General features: G+C 37.7%; 22 protein-coding genes. 5 read left to right on the forward strand and 17 right to left on the reverse strand.

Annotated features, from left to right (window positions below; translation table 11 throughout):
* Positions 1-35: 35 nt before the first annotated feature.
* The 5 genes from B5X53_RS00260 to B5X53_RS00280 form a co-directional block, all read right to left on the reverse strand.
* Positions 36-620, reverse strand: coding sequence for an SET domain-containing protein (locus tag B5X53_RS00260; RefSeq protein WP_079711225.1), 585 nt, complete (start codon positions 618-620; stop codon positions 36-38).
* A 69-nt stretch (positions 621-689) separates the two neighbouring features.
* Entirely contained in the window at positions 690-1,955 is a 1,266-nt protein-coding gene (bioA, locus tag B5X53_RS00265; protein ID WP_079711226.1) for an adenosylmethionine--8-amino-7-oxononanoate transaminase, read from the reverse strand.
* Between the two features lie 121 nt (positions 1,956-2,076).
* Positions 2,077-2,694: a dethiobiotin synthase gene (bioD, locus tag B5X53_RS00270; protein WP_079711227.1), complete on the reverse strand. Its 618-nt coding sequence runs from the start codon at positions 2,692-2,694 to the stop codon at positions 2,077-2,079.
* Between the two features lie 24 nt (positions 2,695-2,718).
* Positions 2,719-3,129, reverse strand: coding sequence for a putative signal transducing protein (locus tag B5X53_RS00275; protein WP_079711228.1), 411 nt, complete (start codon positions 3,127-3,129; stop codon positions 2,719-2,721).
* Between the two features lie 63 nt (positions 3,130-3,192).
* On the reverse strand, positions 3,193-4,368 hold the full coding sequence (locus B5X53_RS00280) for an aminotransferase class I/II-fold pyridoxal phosphate-dependent enzyme (RefSeq protein ID WP_079711229.1): 1,176 nt from the start codon (positions 4,366-4,368) through the stop codon (positions 3,193-3,195).
* Positions 4,369-4,402: 34 nt separating this feature from the next.
* On the opposite strand from B5X53_RS00280, the gene B5X53_RS00285 reads away from it, so the two are divergent.
* Complete coding sequence (locus tag B5X53_RS00285) at positions 4,403-4,846, forward strand: MgtC/SapB family protein (RefSeq protein WP_079711230.1); 444 nt, start codon at positions 4,403-4,405, stop codon at positions 4,844-4,846.
* A gap of 3 nt (positions 4,847-4,849) precedes the next feature.
* Here the strand turns inward: B5X53_RS00285 and mnhG are convergent, their stop codons facing one another.
* Genes mnhG through B5X53_RS00320 form a run of 7 tightly spaced genes read right to left on the reverse strand, consistent with a single transcriptional unit; the run spans position 4,850 to position 10,652 of the window.
* Positions 4,850-5,263, reverse strand: coding sequence for a monovalent cation/H(+) antiporter subunit G (mnhG, locus tag B5X53_RS00290; RefSeq protein ID WP_079711231.1), 414 nt, complete (start codon positions 5,261-5,263; stop codon positions 4,850-4,852).
* Positions 5,260-5,535: a cation:proton antiporter gene (locus tag B5X53_RS00295; protein WP_075325587.1), complete on the reverse strand. Its 276-nt coding sequence runs from the start codon at positions 5,533-5,535 to the stop codon at positions 5,260-5,262. The genes mnhG and B5X53_RS00295 overlap by 4 nt, the downstream gene beginning before the upstream one ends.
* Complete coding sequence (locus tag B5X53_RS00300) at positions 5,532-6,008, reverse strand: Na+/H+ antiporter subunit E (RefSeq protein ID WP_079711232.1); 477 nt, start codon at positions 6,006-6,008, stop codon at positions 5,532-5,534. The genes B5X53_RS00295 and B5X53_RS00300 overlap by 4 nt, the downstream gene beginning before the upstream one ends.
* Positions 6,008-7,528, reverse strand: coding sequence for a proton-conducting transporter transmembrane domain-containing protein (locus B5X53_RS00305; protein WP_079711233.1), 1,521 nt, complete (start codon positions 7,526-7,528; stop codon positions 6,008-6,010). The genes B5X53_RS00300 and B5X53_RS00305 overlap by 1 nt, the downstream gene beginning before the upstream one ends.
* The gene (locus B5X53_RS00310) at positions 7,525-7,878 is read right to left on the reverse strand and encodes a Na+/H+ antiporter subunit C (RefSeq protein WP_079711234.1); all 354 of its coding nucleotides are present in this window, start codon (positions 7,876-7,878) and stop codon (positions 7,525-7,527) included. Before B5X53_RS00310 ends, B5X53_RS00305 begins: the two co-directional genes overlap by 4 nt.
* Positions 7,879-7,881: 3 nt before the next feature.
* Entirely contained in the window at positions 7,882-8,295 is a 414-nt protein-coding gene (locus B5X53_RS00315) for a Na+/H+ antiporter subunit B (protein ID WP_079711235.1), read from the reverse strand.
* 47 nt (positions 8,296-8,342) lie between these two features.
* Positions 8,343-10,652, reverse strand: a complete 2,310-nt coding sequence (locus B5X53_RS00320; protein WP_079711236.1) for a putative monovalent cation/H+ antiporter subunit A — start codon at positions 10,650-10,652, stop codon at positions 8,343-8,345.
* Between the two features lie 250 nt (positions 10,653-10,902).
* Here B5X53_RS00320 and B5X53_RS00325 point away from each other — a divergent pair, with 250 nt between their 5' ends.
* Both B5X53_RS00325 and B5X53_RS00330 read left to right on the forward strand, forming a co-directional pair.
* Positions 10,903-11,412 (forward strand): DUF2975 domain-containing protein, encoded by a 510-nt coding sequence (locus tag B5X53_RS00325; RefSeq protein WP_079711237.1) that lies wholly within the window; start codon positions 10,903-10,905, stop codon positions 11,410-11,412.
* Positions 11,413-11,414: 2 nt separating this feature from the next.
* Positions 11,415-11,621: a helix-turn-helix domain-containing protein gene (locus B5X53_RS00330; protein ID WP_079711238.1), complete on the forward strand. Its 207-nt coding sequence runs from the start codon at positions 11,415-11,417 to the stop codon at positions 11,619-11,621.
* Between the two features lie 47 nt (positions 11,622-11,668).
* On the opposite strand, the gene B5X53_RS00335 is transcribed toward B5X53_RS00330, so the two are convergent.
* From B5X53_RS00335 to B5X53_RS00355, 5 genes are all read right to left on the reverse strand, one after another.
* A complete protein-coding gene (locus B5X53_RS00335) occupies positions 11,669-11,962 on the reverse strand; it encodes a F0F1 ATP synthase subunit delta/epsilon (RefSeq protein WP_079711239.1) in 294 nt (97 codons plus the stop codon).
* A gap of 83 nt (positions 11,963-12,045) precedes the next feature.
* Positions 12,046-13,560: a F0F1 ATP synthase subunit beta gene (gene atpD / locus B5X53_RS00340; RefSeq protein ID WP_079711240.1), complete on the reverse strand. Its 1,515-nt coding sequence runs from the start codon at positions 13,558-13,560 to the stop codon at positions 12,046-12,048.
* A 257-nt stretch (positions 13,561-13,817) separates the two neighbouring features.
* On the reverse strand, positions 13,818-15,665 hold the full coding sequence (glmS, locus tag B5X53_RS00345) for a glutamine--fructose-6-phosphate transaminase (isomerizing) (protein ID WP_079711241.1): 1,848 nt from the start codon (positions 15,663-15,665) through the stop codon (positions 13,818-13,820).
* A 16-nt stretch (positions 15,666-15,681) separates the two neighbouring features.
* A complete protein-coding gene (locus B5X53_RS00350) occupies positions 15,682-17,235 on the reverse strand; it encodes a BamH family beta-barrel-assembly machinery protein (RefSeq protein WP_232764005.1) in 1,554 nt (517 codons plus the stop codon).
* A gap of 28 nt (positions 17,236-17,263) precedes the next feature.
* Positions 17,264-18,076, reverse strand: coding sequence for a glycogen/starch synthase (locus B5X53_RS00355; RefSeq protein WP_079711243.1), 813 nt, complete (start codon positions 18,074-18,076; stop codon positions 17,264-17,266).
* Between the two features lie 110 nt (positions 18,077-18,186).
* Here B5X53_RS00355 and panC point away from each other — a divergent pair, with 110 nt between their 5' ends.
* Both panC and panD read left to right on the forward strand, forming a co-directional pair.
* On the forward strand, positions 18,187-19,044 hold the full coding sequence (gene panC, locus B5X53_RS00360) for a pantoate--beta-alanine ligase (RefSeq protein ID WP_079711244.1): 858 nt from the start codon (positions 18,187-18,189) through the stop codon (positions 19,042-19,044).
* A 3-nt stretch (positions 19,045-19,047) separates the two neighbouring features.
* Positions 19,048-19,398, forward strand: coding sequence for an aspartate 1-decarboxylase (gene panD, locus B5X53_RS00365; RefSeq protein WP_079711245.1), 351 nt, complete (start codon positions 19,048-19,050; stop codon positions 19,396-19,398).

Below are 19,398 nucleotides of genomic sequence, written 5' to 3' on the forward strand. Positions count from 1 at the left end.
AATATTCATTGAAATTAGATAAGATTACGGGAAACTTAACGCTGATAATAAAGATTCAAAATAGAATCCATCTCTTTTTCCCCTAAAAGGATCTTTTGCAGCTCTAACTGAATTCCTTCAGGAACAAGATCTATAAGGGGCTGATAAACTTTTTCTACTTTTTGAATAGATTTTTGCAAAATCCCATCCCACTCCTGGTGATAATTAACCAGATCGTCTGGATAAACCTTTGTTCTGGAACTGTTCTCTGCGTGAGCTTCAAAAGCTTCATCAAGATTGAGATATCCATAATCGTCGGTTAGCTCTTCCCCAACGGCAATATCTCTAACCGCAATTTCAAATCCGTAGGCAGTTGAAAAGCAGTTTGAATTAAAACTATGGTTTACGTATTTCGCCAAATCCCAGCAGAGCACCAAATCGCCAAATCGATTGCGAAAAGCATATTTTTCCAGCATTTGTAAACTTTTAGGATGAAGTCTTTCTATCTGGGCACTATAAAAAACGTGATCTAGATCGTCTTGAACCCAGGTAATAGTACCTTCAGGAATAATTTTGGTAGCCACCACGCCATATCCCACTTTTTCATTTATAAAACGCAGCTCTGTATCCGGATGCATCATAATCGCAAAATTTTAATTCTAATGTAACTAATTAAAGCTTTGCTTTTAAGCCACTTATAAATTTTATTACTAAAATTTTTCCAGCAGATCTTCGATAACCGAATAGATTATATTCAATTGAGTTTGCGAAATGGTGAATGGTGCCAAAATATATATAGTATTGCCCAGCGGTCTTAGAAACACGCCGTTATCCATAAAGTGCTTAAAAAGTTGATTCCTAAGATTGCCGTAACGCTCCATTTTCACATTGAGATCAAAAGCATAGATAACACCCAGCTGCCTGCAATTGGTAACTTTTGGATGATCCCTGATTTTTTTATCAAAAATCTGGTGCGATTTTATTATTGCTTTTATTTTCTGCTGAATTTCTTTGGAAACCAGCAATTCTATCCCTGCAATCGCTGCAACACAAGCAGGCGGGTTCGCAGAATAGGTATGACCGTGAAACAATCCTTTTGAAATATCTTCATCATAAAAGGCATCGTAGATTTTTTGCGAGCAGGTGGTCAAACCCATTGGTAACAATCCGGCTGTTAGTGCTTTAGAAAGGCACATTACATCGGGTTTGGTTTCCATATAATCTGAAGCGAAATAACTTCCGGTTTTACCAAATCCGGTCATCACTTCATCGGCTATACAAACTATGTCATTTTCCTTGCAAACTTTCAGAATTTCATTTAATCCTTCCACGTCGTGCATTTTCATTGCCGCCGCACCTTGCACTAAAGGTTCGTAGATAAATCCGGCGATATTATTTTCTAAAATAAGCTTTTTTAACTGCGATATAACTTCTGAATTATTCTCTCCCAGCGGAACCGGAATTCGCAATACCTCAATAAAATGTTCTTCAAAAGCACCGTTATAAACCGAAAGTCCGGAAACCGACATCGCGCCAAATGTATCTCCGTGAAAACCCTCTTCGAACGCCAGCATCACATTTCGATTGTTCCCCCTGTTATGGTGGTACTGCAAAGCCATTTTTATTCCGATCTCGGTAGCCGTGGAACCATTATCATTGAAAAACAATTTTTGTTGATTCCCCGGTAAAATCTTTATCAATTCTTCTGAAAGTTTTACCGCAGGTTCGTGGGTAAACCCGCTAAAAACTACCTGATCTAGGTTTTGCATTTGTGCTGCGACTTTCCCGGTAATAAATTCGTTACAATGCCCGTACATCGCGGTGTACCAGGAAGCGATACCATCTATATATTCCCTGCCGTCTTCGGCGTAAAGAATGCTGCCTTTTGCTTTTACAATGGGTAAAGCTTCAGGAGAAATTTTATGTTGGGTTAGCGGGTGCCAAAGGTGTTTTTGGTCGCGGATGGTTAGGTTCATTATTTTTATTATGAGGTGTTAAGCATCATTGCGATTCCGATTATGATGGAGAGAAGCAATCTGCCAAATGGTGAAATTCGACTTAGAGATTACTCACTCCGTTCGTAATGACGAGCTATTTTTACTTCAATTTCTCTCTAAAAATTTCAGCGTATTCTTTGACTACATTTTGGTCAAAATAAGGTTCTTGTTCTATTCTTCCAAGAATGGGAAGGCCGCTCATTTTTTCGATAATCGATTCAGTAGATTTATTTTCTTCGCCGGAAAAAATTATTCCGAAGCAATTCAATCCGCGGGATTTTAGCGCTTCTACCGTGAGCAAAGTATGATTTATACTGCCCAGATAATGTCGGGACACTAGGATAATTCGATCTTCTTTCAGCATTAAATCGGCTATGGTTTCTTTATCACTGATGGGCACCAGTAAACCTCCGGCGCCTTCAATCACCAAATTATTTTTTGTTTTAGGACGTTTTACTTTTTTTGAAGTGATCTTAACTTCATCAATTTCAGCCGCTGCGTGCGGACTCATTGGCATATTCAGTGCAAAACTATTCTTATGAAAAACGGTATTTTTATTCGATACCAATTTTTGCACTTTATGCCTATCGGAATTATCAAGATCTCCAGCTTGTATAGGCTTCCAGTAATCGGCTTCGATGGCTTCGGTTACGATTGCTGAAACGATGGTTTTTCCTACTTCGGTGCCTATTCCGGTAATAAAATAGTTATGCTTCATATTTTATAAATTCTTTTATTGGGCTCATTTTAAAGTAAATTTCTCTTCACAATTTTCGCAGTGATAATCGTACTTGTAGTGAATTGGAAGAGCGAAGGTGAGAAATGAAAATAAAAAAGCAAAGAAAGAACGCACATCTTTAATATGCGTGTAAACTTCTACGTGCGTGCTGTCACAGTTAGGACAAACCACCCGGTTTCCATCATCGTCCAGAGAATAATTATGAATTTCGTTTAAAATTGCACGGGCCCGTTCCTCATCATCTGCACGAACATTAAGTTTTATGCCTCCAATTGCCTGACTCACCATAGGATCGGTATCAATAAGCACCTGATCTACCAGAAATACCTCGATACCTTCAGATTGTAATTTTCCTTTTACAATTTGCGCTTCCGATGAATATTGAAACCTGGCAATGTTTACAAACGTGTTCATTTGATTGTTTTTTTTATTCCAAAACCGGAAATAGGCATTGCCTTATATCTGATCCTGTTACTGCTAATTTTCAACTCTAGCATCATGCAGATTGATTGGCAGTAATTTAGCGAGATTTTTTAAAACCTCGCTGATATCATTTTCAGAATTAAAAGAATGCAGGCAAAACCTGAGTCGTTCACTGCCTTTTGGAACGGTTGGCGAAAGAATTGGTTTTACTTCAAAACCTTCTTTTCTCAAACTTTCTGCAATATTCTTCACTTGCTGATTTCCGGGAATTATACAGCTTTGAATTGCTGAATTACTTTCCAGAAAACTTTTTTGTAGATCATTTTTTATAATCTCTTCTTTAAAAAATCGGATATTACTTTTTAACTGCTGAGTTTCCGGAATTTCGGTTTTAAATTGTTGGTAAACCGCTAAAATTGTGGCTACCGAATGTGGCGGTAAAGCCGTGGTATAAATAAGACTTCGGGAAAAATTTACCAGGTAATTTTTTAAATCCTTGTTCCCTAAAATTACCGCGCCATGGCATCCAGGAGCTTTTCCGAAGGTATTTAAACGGGCAAAAACTTTCTCCTGAATTCCCAATTCCTGAACCAGACCTTCTCCTTTTTCTCCAAAAATTCCGGTAGCGTGAGCTTCATCTATAATTAAAAAAGCGCCGAATTCCTCTAAAATTTTCGCTAATTCTTTTAGCGCCGCCATATCACCATCCATTGAAAAGACAGATTCGGTTACGAGATAAATTTCTGAATTTTCAGCTTTTGGAAGTCTATTCAGCCTGGATTTAAGATCTTCAATATTATTATGACTGAATTTATAAGCCTTGGCGTTGCTCATTGAAATTCCATCTCTTATGGAAGCGTGAACGAGTTCATCATAGAAAATAAAATCTCCACGTTTCGGCACTGAACTGAAAAATCCAATATTAGCATCGTAGCCGGAATTAAAAATAAGTGCAGCTTCAGTTTGATGAAATTCGGCAAGGAAATTTTCTGCTAAATCATAAAGTTTATGGTTTCCGGAAAGTAACCTGGACCCGGTGGCACCATTTTTAAAAAGATTATTCTCCTTTACTATTTGATGTGCTCCCTGGTAAATTTCTTCAGATGAAGCCAAGCCTAAATAATCGTTTGACGAAAAATCTATTAATTGAGCATTCTGCTTTAAACTACGTAGAGCATTCTCCTCTTTTCTCTTCTCTAAACTTTTCGCTAATTTTAAAGGTAATTGCATACCTCAAAATTACAACTTTAAGCAAGCAAAATATATGGAACTGGCAGAATTTAGTCTTAGCATAGGTTTAGCGGCCATGGCCGGACTTTTTATTGGGATAGAAAGGGAATTCACCGGCAAAAGTGCGGGTTTAAAAACTAATGCTCTCGTTGCCCTGGGAGCTTGTGTTTTTATACTACTTTCAATGCAATTTCGGGGAGAAGAATTTGTAGATATTACCAGGGTTTTAGGGCAGGTTGTTACCGGGATTGGCTTTATTGGCGCGGGAACAATTCTTCAACACGGAAAAAATGTAAAAGGTTTAACTACGGCTGCGACCATTTGGTGTAGTGCCGGGGCCGGCTGCCTTGCTGCATTGCAGATGTATGCCGAGCTCCTTATAATTTGTGTAATAATCGTTGTTATAAATATCTTTTTCGGGATGCTGGAAAAGAAACTGATAAGAGGAAATAGAAAAAAGGATGATAAAAAAGAATGAAAATTACTTTACAATATCGTCCTCACTTCTTGAATGGTCTACATTATTACGCGGAGTATCATCTATTTCACTTTTTAGTACGTGGGAATTTTTTTGATACTTCCCTCTAAGATCGTCCATAACAGAACCTTTCCAGAGTTTAACTCCCATAAAATAAGATGCTCTTCCTATTAAATGCGCACTTACCGGGGCGGTTAGAAAAACAAAAAGAATAATTACGAGCGCGCGTGAAGTTGTAGAAAGATCGTTAAAGAAAACTGCAGTTCCCACTAGGATAAGACCAACCCCCAGCGTTGCCGCCTTGGTGTTTACCGAAATCCTCATATAAGTATCTGGCATTCTTACAAGACCGATGGCTGAAAGCAGCACGAATAAGGTTCCTAAAGTGACTAATATTACTATAATTACTGAACTCATTTCTTTCTGTTTCTTTTTTCAAGGTAATATGAGAAAGCTACGGTACTTAAAAATGCAATTAAAGCCAGGATCATTGCGGTATCTAAAAATGTAGACCTTCCGTGGATAATACTGTAAACTCCAATAATTCCAATACCGGTTGTGATAAGCACATCTAGTGCAATAATTTTATCGGCAATACTGGGTCCCTTTATAAATCGGTAAACTATTAGAAGTACCGAAAAGGCCAGGATTGGCAGAATAATATAATATAAATAATCTGTTAGCGTCATCTCAATATTTCCAAAATACGTTTTTCAAATCCGTTTTTAATACTATTGATAAATTCTTCTTTATCGGTTACATACATCGCATGAACATATAGCACTTTCTTATCATTAGAGACATCCAGGCTAAGGGTTCCCGGGGTAAGGGAGATCATATTGGCCAAAAATGTAATCCCAAGGTTGCTTTTTATGGTAAGCGGTACTTTTACTATTCCCGGTTTCATTCCAAAGTTTGGGGTAACAACCTCGTAGGCTACCTGCAGGTTCGCTTTAAAAAGTTCCCAGAGAAAGAAGAAGAAAAAAGCGATTAATTTAGGAATAATAGTAAAATAGCGGGCATCACTATTTCCTCTTGTTATCACCCACAGAATAAAGAAATTAACGATGAATCCAAAGATATAGTTCTGGAAACTAAAATCTCCGGTAAGGGCTACCCATACAAAGGTGAGTAATAAGTTGGATACAAACCTGCTCTTCATTATTCGGGTGTTTGTGTATTAAGTACTGCGTCTATATATTGTTGGTTATCCATTAATTCTGATGCAATTCTGGCTGAAAGCGTTTGAATATGTTCTGCGCCAAAACCTATATATAAGGATACCAGACTTAAAAAAACTATAGGTACTATTATCTGAACTCTCTTTATATTTTTGATTGCATGAAAATACCTGAATTTTGGTCTTACAGGAATTTCAGTAGCATCTTTCCAGAAAACTTCGGCCCAAAGCTTTGCGATTACTACCAAGGTAATAAAACTTGCAAAGATAATTGCGGCCAGGCTCCAATAACTTCCGGATTCAAAACTGGCGGTAATTAAAGATATTTTAGGCCAGAATCCAGATAAAGGCGGGATTCCAACCAATGAAAATAACGGGATAAACATCAACAAACTCAACTTAGGATAATTGGCATAAAATCCACCTAAAGCCCGCATGCTATTAGAACCCTTTATTCTGTAAATAAGTCCGCTAATCATAAATAGATTCGTCTTCACAATAATATCGTGTACCAGGTAGAAAATTGTCCCAGCAATAGCTACTTCAGTAAACATTCCCAAACCAATAATCATATAACCAATGTGACAAATGATTAAATAGGAAAATACTTTTTTAATATTATTCTGAACCAGAGCACCTAATGCCCCGCTAAACAGGGTGAAAATAGCCAGCACCAACAGAATTTGATCCAAGAAAACATCATCTACAAAAATTAAAGTAAAGACCCTAACTAAGGCATAGACCCCAACTTTAGTAAGCAAGCCTCCAAAAATAGCCGATACTGCTGAAGGCGGTGTATGATATGAAGCCGGTAACCAAAAATATAAAGGAAAAATAGCCGATTTAATCCCGAAACCAATTAGAAATAAAATGGCGGTAATTTCTACCAGAGCCCGGTTCTCTACCGCCGCTACTTTATTCGCAAGATCGGCCATATTTAGACTTCCGGTTAAACCGTAAAGCACTGCAATTGCCGTTAAAAAGATCATGGACGCGAGAAAATTCAGCGTAAAATATTTTACCGCACCTTCTAACTGCGCTTTTTCGCCACCAATAGTAATTAAAACAAAAGAACTTATAATAATAATTTCAAACCAAACATAGAGATTAAAGATATCCCCGGTTAAAAAGGCTCCTGTAAGTCCTAAAAGTAGGAAATGAAAAATGGGAAAATACCCAAATCTCAGCCTATCACCAATCACTGAGCCCGACGAAAATATGGAAACAGCTAAACCGGCAATAGAAGTTAGCAGAACCATAGTTGCAGAAAAAGTATCGGCAATAAAGGTGATCCCAAAAGGAGCTTCCCAACTCCCGGCCTGTACCGTTTGAGTTCCATTATTCCAGATAAAAGCAAAAACAGTAATACTAACTGCGAGATGCGCAAGGCTTCCAAACATACTTATTATGCGTTGTGCATTTATCTTCCTCCAAAAAAACATTAGGATGATAGCCAAAAGCATTTGCAGCAATAAAGGATATAATATTAATTGTTGTGTCATGAATCTTCGTCTGTTGCGTTCATTTCGTCCAGATCATCGGTTTTCACTACTTTGTGGGCTCTTTTTACAAGAATAATTGCAAAAGATTGTAAACCGAAACTAATTACGATAGCGGTTAATATTAATGCCTGCGGAACAGGATCTGCATAGGCTTCTAAAAAAACCTCGGAATCTTCAGGAATAATTGGTGGTGCACCTTCTGTAATTCTACCAAGTAGAAAAATAAGCAGGTTGGCCCCGTTACCTAAAAGAATAATTCCAATAATGAGTTTCACCAAACTCCTGCGCAGAATCATATAAATACCTGCGGCATACAGAACCCCAATAATTATCGCTAAAAGAATTTCCATAAATTAAGCTGATTCTGAAATTGTAAATATTATTGTAAGTGTGACCCCAATTACCACCAGGTAAACCCCAATATCAAAAAATAAGGCCGAGCCCACATTTCCAATAACCGGAAAGGGTTCCGGAAACCAAAGACCCGTCATAAAAGGATCGTCTAAACCAATTACCGGCGCTAAACCGCTAACAAAAGCAAGTCCCAAACCAACAGGCATTAAAAAGCCAGGGTGGAATCTTAGAAGACCTTTGGTGTTATCCAGTCCATTGGCAAAAGCATGCAAAACAAAAGCAATTGCAGCTATTAGTCCTCCAACAAACCCACCACCGGGCAAATAATGCCCGCGCAATAAGATAAAAACAGAAAACACCAGTAATAACGGCAAAAGGTAATTAGAAGCTGTTTTTAATATTAAGGTTTTCATTTATATAAATTTTTCAGAAGCCGGGAAACACCGACTTGTTTATTCTTTTATTGCGACCTGTCTGTACTTTTTAATCTCAATTTTAGCAATCCAAAAACTCCAATGGCTGAGATAGACAATACTGCAATTTCCATAAGCGTATCAGTACCCCTGAAATCTACCAGGATTACATTTACAACATTCTTTCCGTGCGCCAGGATATAGGCATTTTTGGCGTAAAAATCACCAATTTCACTATTTGTAGGTTCCGCAAGCACCTGTAAGGCCAACAAACATATTACCGTTCCAAGAGCCACGGATAAAACTCCGTCCCTAATTCGCATTTTATAATCTGAAAGGGTAAGATATTTTGGCAATCTATAAAGTACCAATACAAACAGAATAACTGTCAAAGTATCAATTGAAAATTGCGTCATCGCTAAATCGGGTGCACTGTAGAAAACAAAGATCAAACAGATAGCCAAGCCAACAACTCCCATTGCGGCAACTGCAGCAAGCCTGGATTTTGTGAATACAGTGTAGAAAACTCCGGCAATTAATATAATTACTACCGCCAGTTCATAAGCTGTAACTTCAGAAAGTTGACGATAGTCTATTAACACGGTTGGATTTCCAAACATAACATATCCCACTAATACCACGAGGAACAAAACGATTGTGGTGACATAGTTTCGTAAATATCCATTCTGAAAAACGTTAGTCCAGAATGCTGAGAAAACGCTGAAATAATGTGTTCCCTTTTCCGTTAGGCTTTTTGGAGAAATAAATTCCAGCTTTCCTATCCTGTTTTCCAGTTTTACTGAAGGCTTCAGGAAGAAATATAACAGAATTCCAACTGCGATTGTAATTCCACTTAATAGCAAAACAGTATTGAAACCGTGCCATAAAGCCAGGTGATATTCTGAAGCATCTGCGCCTAAAGAAGAAACCACCGGTTTGACCAGGGCCGATTCAATAAGCATTGGGAATATCCCGAAAACAATTCCCAAAACAGCAAGGATAATTGCCGGTCCCCACATTAAAAAGTCGGGCGCCTTTACCTCTTTATGCGCTTCGGGAAGTTTACCTACAAAAGGTTTAATTCCGGCTACAAAACCGGCCCAAAGCAATAATATTTTTGTCAAAACAATCGCAATTACAATTATAATCGTAAAGGTTTCAGCGTGTGAACTGGCTTCATACGTAAGTTCTTTTCCGAGGAAACCTACCGATGGCGGAATACCTGCACTGGAAATTGCTGCCAGAATACCGGCAATCGCTACCGGCATCATGATTTTTCGTAATCCGCTTAATTTTGTAACATCCCGTGTACCGGTTTGGTGATCTATAATTCCCGTTACAAGGAATAAGGTGGCTTTATAAAGCGCGTGAACTATGATAAACACAGCTGCCGCAAGAAAAGCCGATTTTGTTCCTAAACCGATTAAAAAAACCAGTATTCCAAGTGCTGAAATAGTAGAATACGCCAGAACACCTTTAAGATCGGTTCTAAAAAGAGCGTGAATTGCGGAGTAAACCATTGTGATTCCCCCCACAATTATCAATGTCGTATTCCAGAATTGCGAATCTCCCAAAACCGGAGTAAAACGCATAAGCAGGTAAATTCCCGCTTTTACCATCGTGGCCGAGTGCAAATAAGTCGAAACCGGAGTTGGCGCTTTCATCGCCCCTGGCAACCAGAAATGAAATGGAAATTGTGCAGATTTTGTAAATGCAGCCACAAAAATAAAGATAACCGCCAGGATGTAATATTCACTTCCGGCAATAGTGTCTTTAATACTTAGCATTTCAGAAATGCTGTAAGTACCGGTGATACTACCTAGCAATAAAGCCCCTGCCAACAGGAAAAACCCTCCAAAACCGGTAATTCCCAAAGCTGTTAGAGCCGATTTTCTTGAAGCCGGATTCGTATTATTAAAACCAATTAAGAAAAACGAACTTATACTGGTCAATTCCCAAAAAACAAAAAGTGAAATAAGATTGTCTGAAAGCACCAAACCAAGCATCGCAGCCATGAATAGACTGAGATATCCGTAGAAACGGTCAAGGTATTTGTGGCCTTTTAAATAAGATGCGGTATATGCGAAAACCAGGAAACCAATTCCTGTGATCATTAAGGTGAAAAGTAAGGAGAGCCCGTCTAATTTAAAACTTAGATCTACTCCAAATGCCGGGACCCATTGATAGGTTTTATGGATTATATCCCCGGAACTTATCTGCGGAATAAAACTTGCAAAATATGCAAAAAGGCCACCCGGAACAAGTGCGGAAAGAACGGCTAATTTCCCCCTGAAGAACTTTCCTGCAAAAACCAGGAATATTGCGAATAAAAAACCTAAAAGTATTGCTGCTAGCATATATTTTCTCTCAAAAAGTCCGTTCCCCGCAAATATAAGAGATATTATTTAAGTTTTACAGCTAAAGCAAGGTTTAACCCCCTAAAGCAATCCGATTTAATAGCTTCTTATTTTTAATCATTTTAAAAACCTTGTTTCTTAGCAAACTTCTTAAAATGCTGAAAATAATTTATCAATTTAATCTTATAAATTTATTGTTTATCGATAATTTATTATAAGTTTGTTATCGTAAAACGATAATTAAATAGGAATGAAATCCTCAGAATGGCTAAAGAACATTTTCAGTATTGCTTATTATTTAATGATTATAGGTTGGATAATTTTATTTGGTTTTTTACTCTATGCAATCTTTATTAGTCCAGGCGATATCCTGGAAATATTACGAGATGCGGAAGAATTTAAAATCAAATCTAAAAATGCCCTATACACCTCTTTAGCGTATGAATTATCATCAAGTGGAGTTTGGATCTATATCCTGTATTTATTCAAGAATTTAATGAAAGATCTAATTTTTAGACCATTATTTACGAGCCTTCAGATTGCAAGTTTCAAATTAATTGGTCAGTTAATCATCTTAATAACTATTGTTGATGCCCTTTCCATATTTGTTTTCAAAACTATATTTCAGGGTCGTTTGGAGTTAAGTTTTGAACTTTTTGATTTTTGGTTTGTAATAGCTATAGGCTTATTTCTAATATTCCTTTCCCAAATTTTTGATCAAGCCAGAATTATAAAAGAAGAAAACGAATTAACCGTTTAGTTATGCCCATCATTATAAATCTGGATAAAATACTGGCAGAACGCGGAATGAAGAGCAATGAACTGGCGGATAAAATTGGTATTACTGCCGCCAATCTTTCTATTTTAAAAACCGGGAAGGCAAAAGCAATACGGTTTTCTACTTTAGAGGCTATTTGCGAAGTTTTAGACTGTCAACCGGGAGATATTCTGGAATACACGCAAAACTAAATAGCCGGACAATTGCCCGGCTATTTCTATATTAAATATCCTGAATGTTAATCGGCCAGAATAATGGCTTTGTTGTCTTTCATTTCTAACACCCCACCTTTAATGGTATAATAAAGAATATTGCTGTTTGCAGAATCCTTTCTGAATTCTTCAGAAAGTTCATCGTCTAATTCTTTATTAGAGGCAGCAAGTTGGATTTTAACTTCACCTTCAACCAATGTAGAAACTATAGGCGCGTGATTGTTCAGCATTTGAAATTCCCCATCGTGACCGGGAACTTTTACTGCATCAACATCAGCTTTAAAAACTACCGCTTCAGGAGTTACTATTTCTAAGTACATATTTTTTAGTTTGTGTTTACAGTTTTCAGCAACAACACAGAAATTTGTGTATAATGATTACTTAGAACTGTATACTAAATAAATTAGTCTTCTTCAGCCAACATTTTCTCACCGGCCTCGATCGCTTCTTCAATGGTTCCTTTAAGGTTAAAGGCAGATTCCGGAAGGTGATCTAATTCCCCGTCCATAATCATATTAAATCCTTTAATGGTTTCTTTAATATCAACCAAAACTCCTTTTAAACCGGTAAACTGCTCGGCTACGTGGAAAGGTTGAGAAAGGAAGCGTTGTACACGTCTTGCACGAGATACCGCAAGCTTATCTTCTTCAGAAAGCTCTTCCATGCCGAGAATAGCAATAATATCCTGCAATTCTTTATAACGCTGTAAAAGCTCTTTTACACGTTGTGCACATTTATAATGATCGTCACCTAAAATATCGGCAGTAAGAATTCTTGAAGTAGATTCCAAAGGATCTACCGCAGGATAAATACCAAGTTCGGCAATTTTACGTGAAAGTACTGTTGTAGCATCCAGGTGGGCAAAAGTTGTTGCCGGCGCGGGATCTGTCAAATCATCTGCAGGTACGTAAACCGCCTGTACAGAAGTAATAGATCCGTTTTTAGTTGAAGTAATACGCTCCTGCATCGCACCCATCTCTGTGGCCAAAGTTGGTTGGTAACCTACCGCTGAAGGCATACGCCCTAGAAGTGCAGACACCTCTGAACCGGCCTGTGTAAAACGGAAAATATTATCTACGAAGAAAAGTACGTCTTTCCCCTGGCCTTCCCCGGCCCCATCACGGAAATACTCAGCAATGGTTAATCCAGAAAGTGCTACCCGAGCACGTGCTCCAGGTGGCTCGTTCATTTGTCCAAATACGAAAGTTGCTTTAGAATCAAGCATAGCAGTTTTATCTACCTTCTTAAGATCCCATCCGCCTTCTTCCATAGATTCAGAAAAAGCATCACCGTATTTTATAATACCAGATTCAAGCATTTCTCTAAGAAGGTCGTTCCCTTCACGAGTACGCTCTCCTACTCCGGCAAATACCGAAAGACCACCGTGACCTTTGGCAATATTATTAATTAACTCCTGTATAAGTACTGTTTTACCAACACCGGCACCACCAAAAAGACCAATTTTACCACCTTTTGCATAAGGCTCAATAAGGTCAATTACTTTAATCCCGGTAAATAAAACTTCTGTAGAAACAGATAAGTCTTCAAATTTTGGCGCTTCCCTGTGAATAGACATACCAGCTTTTCCGGCTTTAGGCAAATTCCCGAGTCCGTCAATAGCATCACCTACCACGTTAAACAAACGGCCATAAACTTCTTTACCAACCGGCATTTGAATAGGCGCTCCTGTTGCTACTACTTCAACCCCGCGGCTTAAACCATCGGTAGAATCCATAGATACTGTTCTCACTGTTTCTTCACCAATGTGAGATTGCACTTCTAAAATTAGAAGGGAACCATCTTTTCTGGTGATTTCCAAAGAATCGTAGATTTTTGGCAATTCAGCATTCTCTGAGTCGAACACAACATCAACTACAGGGCCAATAATTTGGGCAACTTTACCTGTTACTTTAGACATTATTTAATTCTTTAATGTTTTCGTATTTAAAATATCTGAAATACTCAATGTAATAATTCACAATGTGTTAAAATAGTACAAGGGTATTTTCAGGCTGCAAAGATAGTTTTTTCTTAATAAAATCATACCTCTCTTAAAATAACTTTTTTGCTCATTCTCAAAGCCGGTAAAAATAAGTTTTAAAGCATCATTCTGAAGCAAAAAATCCCTTCTGAAAAAATTCAAAAGGGATCTTTTTATTTATTTAATCGGAAAAATTATTCCACCGTAACCGATTTTGCCAAATTCCTTGGCTGGTCTACATTCTTCCCAAGCATAACCGCAATATGATACGACAATAACTGAAGCGGAATTGTTGTAAGAAGTGGCGTTAATGGTTCTAAAGTTTCAGGTACTTCAATTACGTGATCGGCAAGGTCGCGTACTTCAGTATCACCTTCAGTAACGATTGCGATAATTTTACCGCTTCTTGATTTTATTTCCTGAATATTACTTACCACTTTTTCGTAATGTCCTTTTTTGGTTGCAATAACCACCACCGGCATTTCTTCATCTATAAGTGCAATTGGGCCGTGTTTCATTTCGGCGGCAGGATAACCTTCAGCGTGTATATAAGAAATCTCTTTCAATTTAAGCGCGCCTTCTAAAGCAACCGGGAAGTTAAATCCTCTCCCCAGGTACAAACAGTTTCTGGCGTCTTTATAAATATCGGCAATCATTCTTATATGCTCATCACCTTCCAATGCTTTTTGAATTTTGGAGGGAATACGCTCCATTTCCTGCAAATAGGTCATGAAATCCGTATTAGAGATCGTACCATTATGTTTTGCAAGTTTTAGAGCCATTAAAGTAAGGACAGTAATTTGCGTAGTAAAAGCCTTTGTTGAAGCCACCCCTATTTCAGGCCCAGCATGAGTGTAAGCACCCGCGTGGGTTTCCCTGGAAATAGAAGAACCTACCACGTTACAAACTCCAAAAGCAAAAGCACCTTTTTCTTTGGCGAGTTTTATAGCCGCCATAGTATCGGCAGTTTCCCCACTTTGAGAGATTGCTATAATTACATCTTTTTCTGAAATAATAGGATTACGGTACCTGAATTCTGAAGCATATTCTACTTCTACAGGAATTCTCGCAAGTTCTTCAAAAATATATTCGGCTACCAAACCGGCGTGCCAGCTGGTTCCGCAGGCTACGATAAGAATTCGTTTTGCATTGGCAATACGTTCAAGGTTATCATCTACCCCGGCCATTCTTATTAAGCCTTCATCGGGTAACATTCTACCACGATAAGTATCTTTAATCGCTGTGGGTTGTTCGTGAATTTCCTTGAGCATAAAGTGTTCGTAACCACCTTTTTCAATCTGTTCAAGATTAAGTTGAAGTTCCTGAACATATGGATCTACCAGAGTATCATCCTTAATCTTTCTAACCTTAACTTCTTTTCCTCTTCTTACCACAGCCATTTCCCCGTCTTCCAGGTAAATTGCATTATTGGTATATTCAATAAATGGAGACGCATCTGAAGCGATAAAGAACTCATCTTCTCCAACTCCAATCGCTAGCGGGCTCCCTAAACGGGCTACCACGATCTCATCGGGCTTGGTTTTGTTATAGACGGCAATTGCATACGCACCAACAGTTTGATTTAATGCAATTTGAACTGCCTTCCCAAGTTTAACGTCTTCATTAATAATTACGTCTTCTATAAGATTAACCAAAACTTCGGTATCGGTATCACTTTTAAAAGTATAACCCCGAGTTTTTAATTCCTTCTTAAGCGCATCGTAATTTTCTATAATTCCGTTGTGGATAATTACAATATCTCCTGAATTTGAGTAATGCGGGTGAGAATTTACATCGTTTGGAACCCCGTGGGTTGCCCAACGTGTATGCCCAATAGCCACATTTCCATTTGTAGTAATGGTATTTTCAAGTTTTTCCTTTAGATCGGCAACTTTCCCTTTGGTTTTACAAAGTTTAAGTTCCTTTCCATCATAAAGCGCAATCCCTGCACTGTCGTATCCACGATATTCCAATCTCTGGAGTCCTTTTAAGACAACGGGATAAGCATCCCTATGCCCAATATATCCTACAATTCCGCACATAGTATATTGGTATTATTTAATTATTGATTTCGGTATAGTAAATTCTGAGTTTTAATCTTTTTTCTTCGTCACTGGAAAGGTTACCGTGTAAAACAGTCCCCTTAGGACTTATAATGCCCATCGCAGGATAGAACTTTACATTTTCAGTATTTCTAACCGCTGAGTTATTAGTGATATTGATATTTTGGGTGATAGCTATTCCTAATCTTACATTGTCTGCATCGTCTTCAATAATATTAGTTACATGCTGAGTAAGATTGAGTTTATAACGTACTCCGTTTTCATCTTCATCAATTTCCAAAGGTGTAGAGAAAGAAGTAAGCGAAGTAGATGGATTATTTTCATTACCGTCTTGCACAAAGTTCATGGCAAAACTGTAATCGGCTATAATTCTATTATTATCTAAATCGTATACATACAAACGAGCTGGTTCATCAATACCGGCAACATAATCCCGGTCTACGTAAAACGTAAGATTTGCTTCGTTAATTAACCAGTCATTTTCTCTAAAAGCTGCTATTTGCTCTTCATTTTCAAATAGCTCGATAACAGCCATACTTCCTTCTCCTCCATTAAGAAAAAGTTTTTCGGCTCCTGAATCTTCATCACTTTCTTCTATAGCCTGCAACACATCTGTGGGGTATTCGCCTAAAAATGTATTTACAATAGTGCTTCCAAAATTAAGGTCGTAGCTTCTGGGCTCCCTTACCGTTTCAGTATCACCATCGTCATTGGTAGTTTCAACTTCAGTAGTATAAAAAAGTTCAATCCCGGCCTCACCGCCCTGCAGATTAAATAATATCATAGTGCCATCTTCAGCAGTTGCTTCGGCTTTAATAAACATTCCGCGTAAATAGTTCTTGAAATTGTTATTATTACTAAGCACACTGGAACCTTCCTTATCGATAATTTTCTTTTTAAAATACTCTACCGGTAGTTTTATTCTTAAACCTGGACCAGAAGCGATAGTATCCTGTTCACCTTCATCATTTTCTTCATAAGAAACGATGGCTTGGGGAGAGGGTATAAAATTTTCATTTTCATAGATAATATCTCCAATAAGGTTCTCCTCAAATAATTCCTGCTGATCTGAATAATACTTTTGGCTATCCTGGAAATCGGCTTCAGGATCTAAAGTATTCAGAAAATAATTAGATTCCTGAAGTGAAATTTTTATTGGCGTATTCCCGTAAACGGAATCTAAGGCATATTCAACATTACCTTCCTCGTCTGAATCTCCTTCTGTACTAAAATAGGGGATAGTTAGAACCACACTATCAAGCTCCGGTTCTACTCCAAAAGTTGGATTATTGGTAGGCAAGGAAATCTGGCTAAGGATACTGGCCGTGGTTTGACCATAGATCGGGTGATTATAAACGCCAAGTAAATGATTTCCCAGGTTGTTGGTTTGCACTGAATTTAGTTTCTTACTGTAAGCGGTTACTTCAACTTCTTCCCGCTCAAGGTTACTTGGGTTTTCTATAATTTCACCGCCAACGGTGCTATATTCATCATCACAGGCCACAAAAGCAAAAACAACAACAAATATAGTTGCTGTTTTGTACATCATTCTCATTAAATTCATTCGATAAAAATTTCTATTCAGATAAAACTTCGTTAGTGTAAAAATCCTGATAAGCCTGGCTAAATTCTTCCCTGTTTTTATAGGGAAGTATCGGCTTATTAAGCTTGCCAAGATATATTGATAGATCTTCAGGGAGGTCTTCTCCTGCAGTAATAATAGCATCTGAATGATCTGCCGCAAGCTTCATTAAATTAACGTAGTTTGGGGTTTTTAAATGTTTTATGTCTTCTTTTTCCATCCCGTCATACAAAACTTTCTCCTGCATATTCTCATCTAACGTTCCTTCGAAGTCTTGATTGTATATGGAGGTAACTATTTTTGCACCACTAAATAATGGCTCATTTCCATAATAACGTCTAAGGTATAGCGGAAGCAAAGATGCCAGCCAGCCGTGAACATGAATAATATCGGGAGACCAGTTTAATTTCTTAACGGTTTCTATTACTCCTTTAGCAAAAAAGATGGCTCGTTCGTCGTTATCGTCAAACATATTACCTTCTTCATCGGTAAGAGTAGCTTTTCTTTTAAAATAATCTTCGTTGTCTATAAAATAGACCTGCATTCTCTCCTTTGGGATTGAAGCCACTTTAATTATCAACGGCATATCCAGGTCATTAATCACCAAATTCATCCCCGACAGCCTAATCACTTCGTGTAGCTGGTGGCGACGTTCGTTGATGTTACCAAACCGGGGCATAAAAATTCTAATTTGCCCTCCAATATTATTTACCATTTTTGCGGCTTCAAAAGACGTGGATGATATTTCGGTTTCAGGCAGGTAAGGAATAACTTCAGATGATACGTACAATATCCTCTTATCTTTCATAAATAGATTGCTTTAATTGCGATTGCGAACAAAAAACACGCAAAATTACAAAAATTTATGCAGATTGCTGGTAATATATTAAGTTTGCACGCTGTTAATTTTATAATAAAATGCAGGTTTTCAAAGAAAAAACCCCTTTAAAAGTGGCCATAAAAGCCGAAAAATCTAAAGCTAAAACCATTGGCTTAGTTCCTACAATGGGTGCTTTACACCACGGCCATTTATCTTTGGTAAAACAGGCTTTACAAACTTGTGACCGGGTGATTATCAGCATCTTTGTTAATCCAACACAATTTGACAATCCTGCAGATCTAGAGAAATATCCACGTACTTTAGAACAAGACATTAAGCTCCTGGAAGAAGCCAGTGACAACCTCTGGGTTTTTACGCCCACAGCTAACGAATTATACGGTGAAAATATAAGTTCTGAGCAGTTTAATTTTGACGGTTTGGATCAGGTAATGGAAGGAAAATACCGAAACGGACATTTTGACGGGGTAGGAACTATTGTAAAAAGATTTTTTACAATAGTAGAGCCACATAAAGCTTTTTTTGGCGAAAAAGACTTTCAGCAATTACAGATTGTAAGAAAATTAACCGAAAAAGCCGGGCTTCCAGTAGAAATCATAGGCTGTCCCATTTTACGAGAAGACAACGGTTTGGCTAGGAGTTCACGTAATGAAAGATTAAATTTAGAACAACGAGAAAAAGCTTCGTTTATTTACCAGACCCTCCTAAAAACAAGGGAACTATTTGGCACAAAAAGTGCAGATTATATAGAAAATTGGGTAAAAGAACAATTTAAAAATCATCCAGTTTTAAAATTGGAATATTTTGAGATTGCAAATACCCAGACTTTAAAAAAAATTAACCGAAAAAGAAAAGGCCATAATTACCGCGCTTTTATAGCGGCCTATGCCGGCGATATTAGGCTTATAGATAATATTGCCTTAAACAACGAAGAATAATCTATGCAAGTTCACGTAGTAAAATCAAAAATTCATAGAGTAAAAGTTACTGGCGCCGATCTAAATTATATTGGAAGCATTACCATAGATGAAGATCTTATGGAAGCTGCGAATATTATTGAAGGCGAAAAAATTCAAATTGTAAACAACAACAATGGTGAGCGTTTAGAAACTTACGTAATTCCGGGACCAAGAAATTCTGGTGAGATTACCTTAAATGGTGCTGCAGCAAGAAAAGTTGCTAAAGGCGATATTTTAATTCTTATCGCATACGCAATTATGGATTTTGAAGAAGCAAAAGCTTTTAAACCTTCCCTGGTTTTCCCTAACGAACAAACCAATCTCTTGAGTTAA

The sequence above is a fragment of the Salegentibacter salinarum genome (genome assembly GCF_900168115.1).
In the GTDB taxonomy this organism is placed as follows: Bacteria; Bacteroidota; Bacteroidia; order Flavobacteriales; family Flavobacteriaceae; genus Salegentibacter; species Salegentibacter salinarum.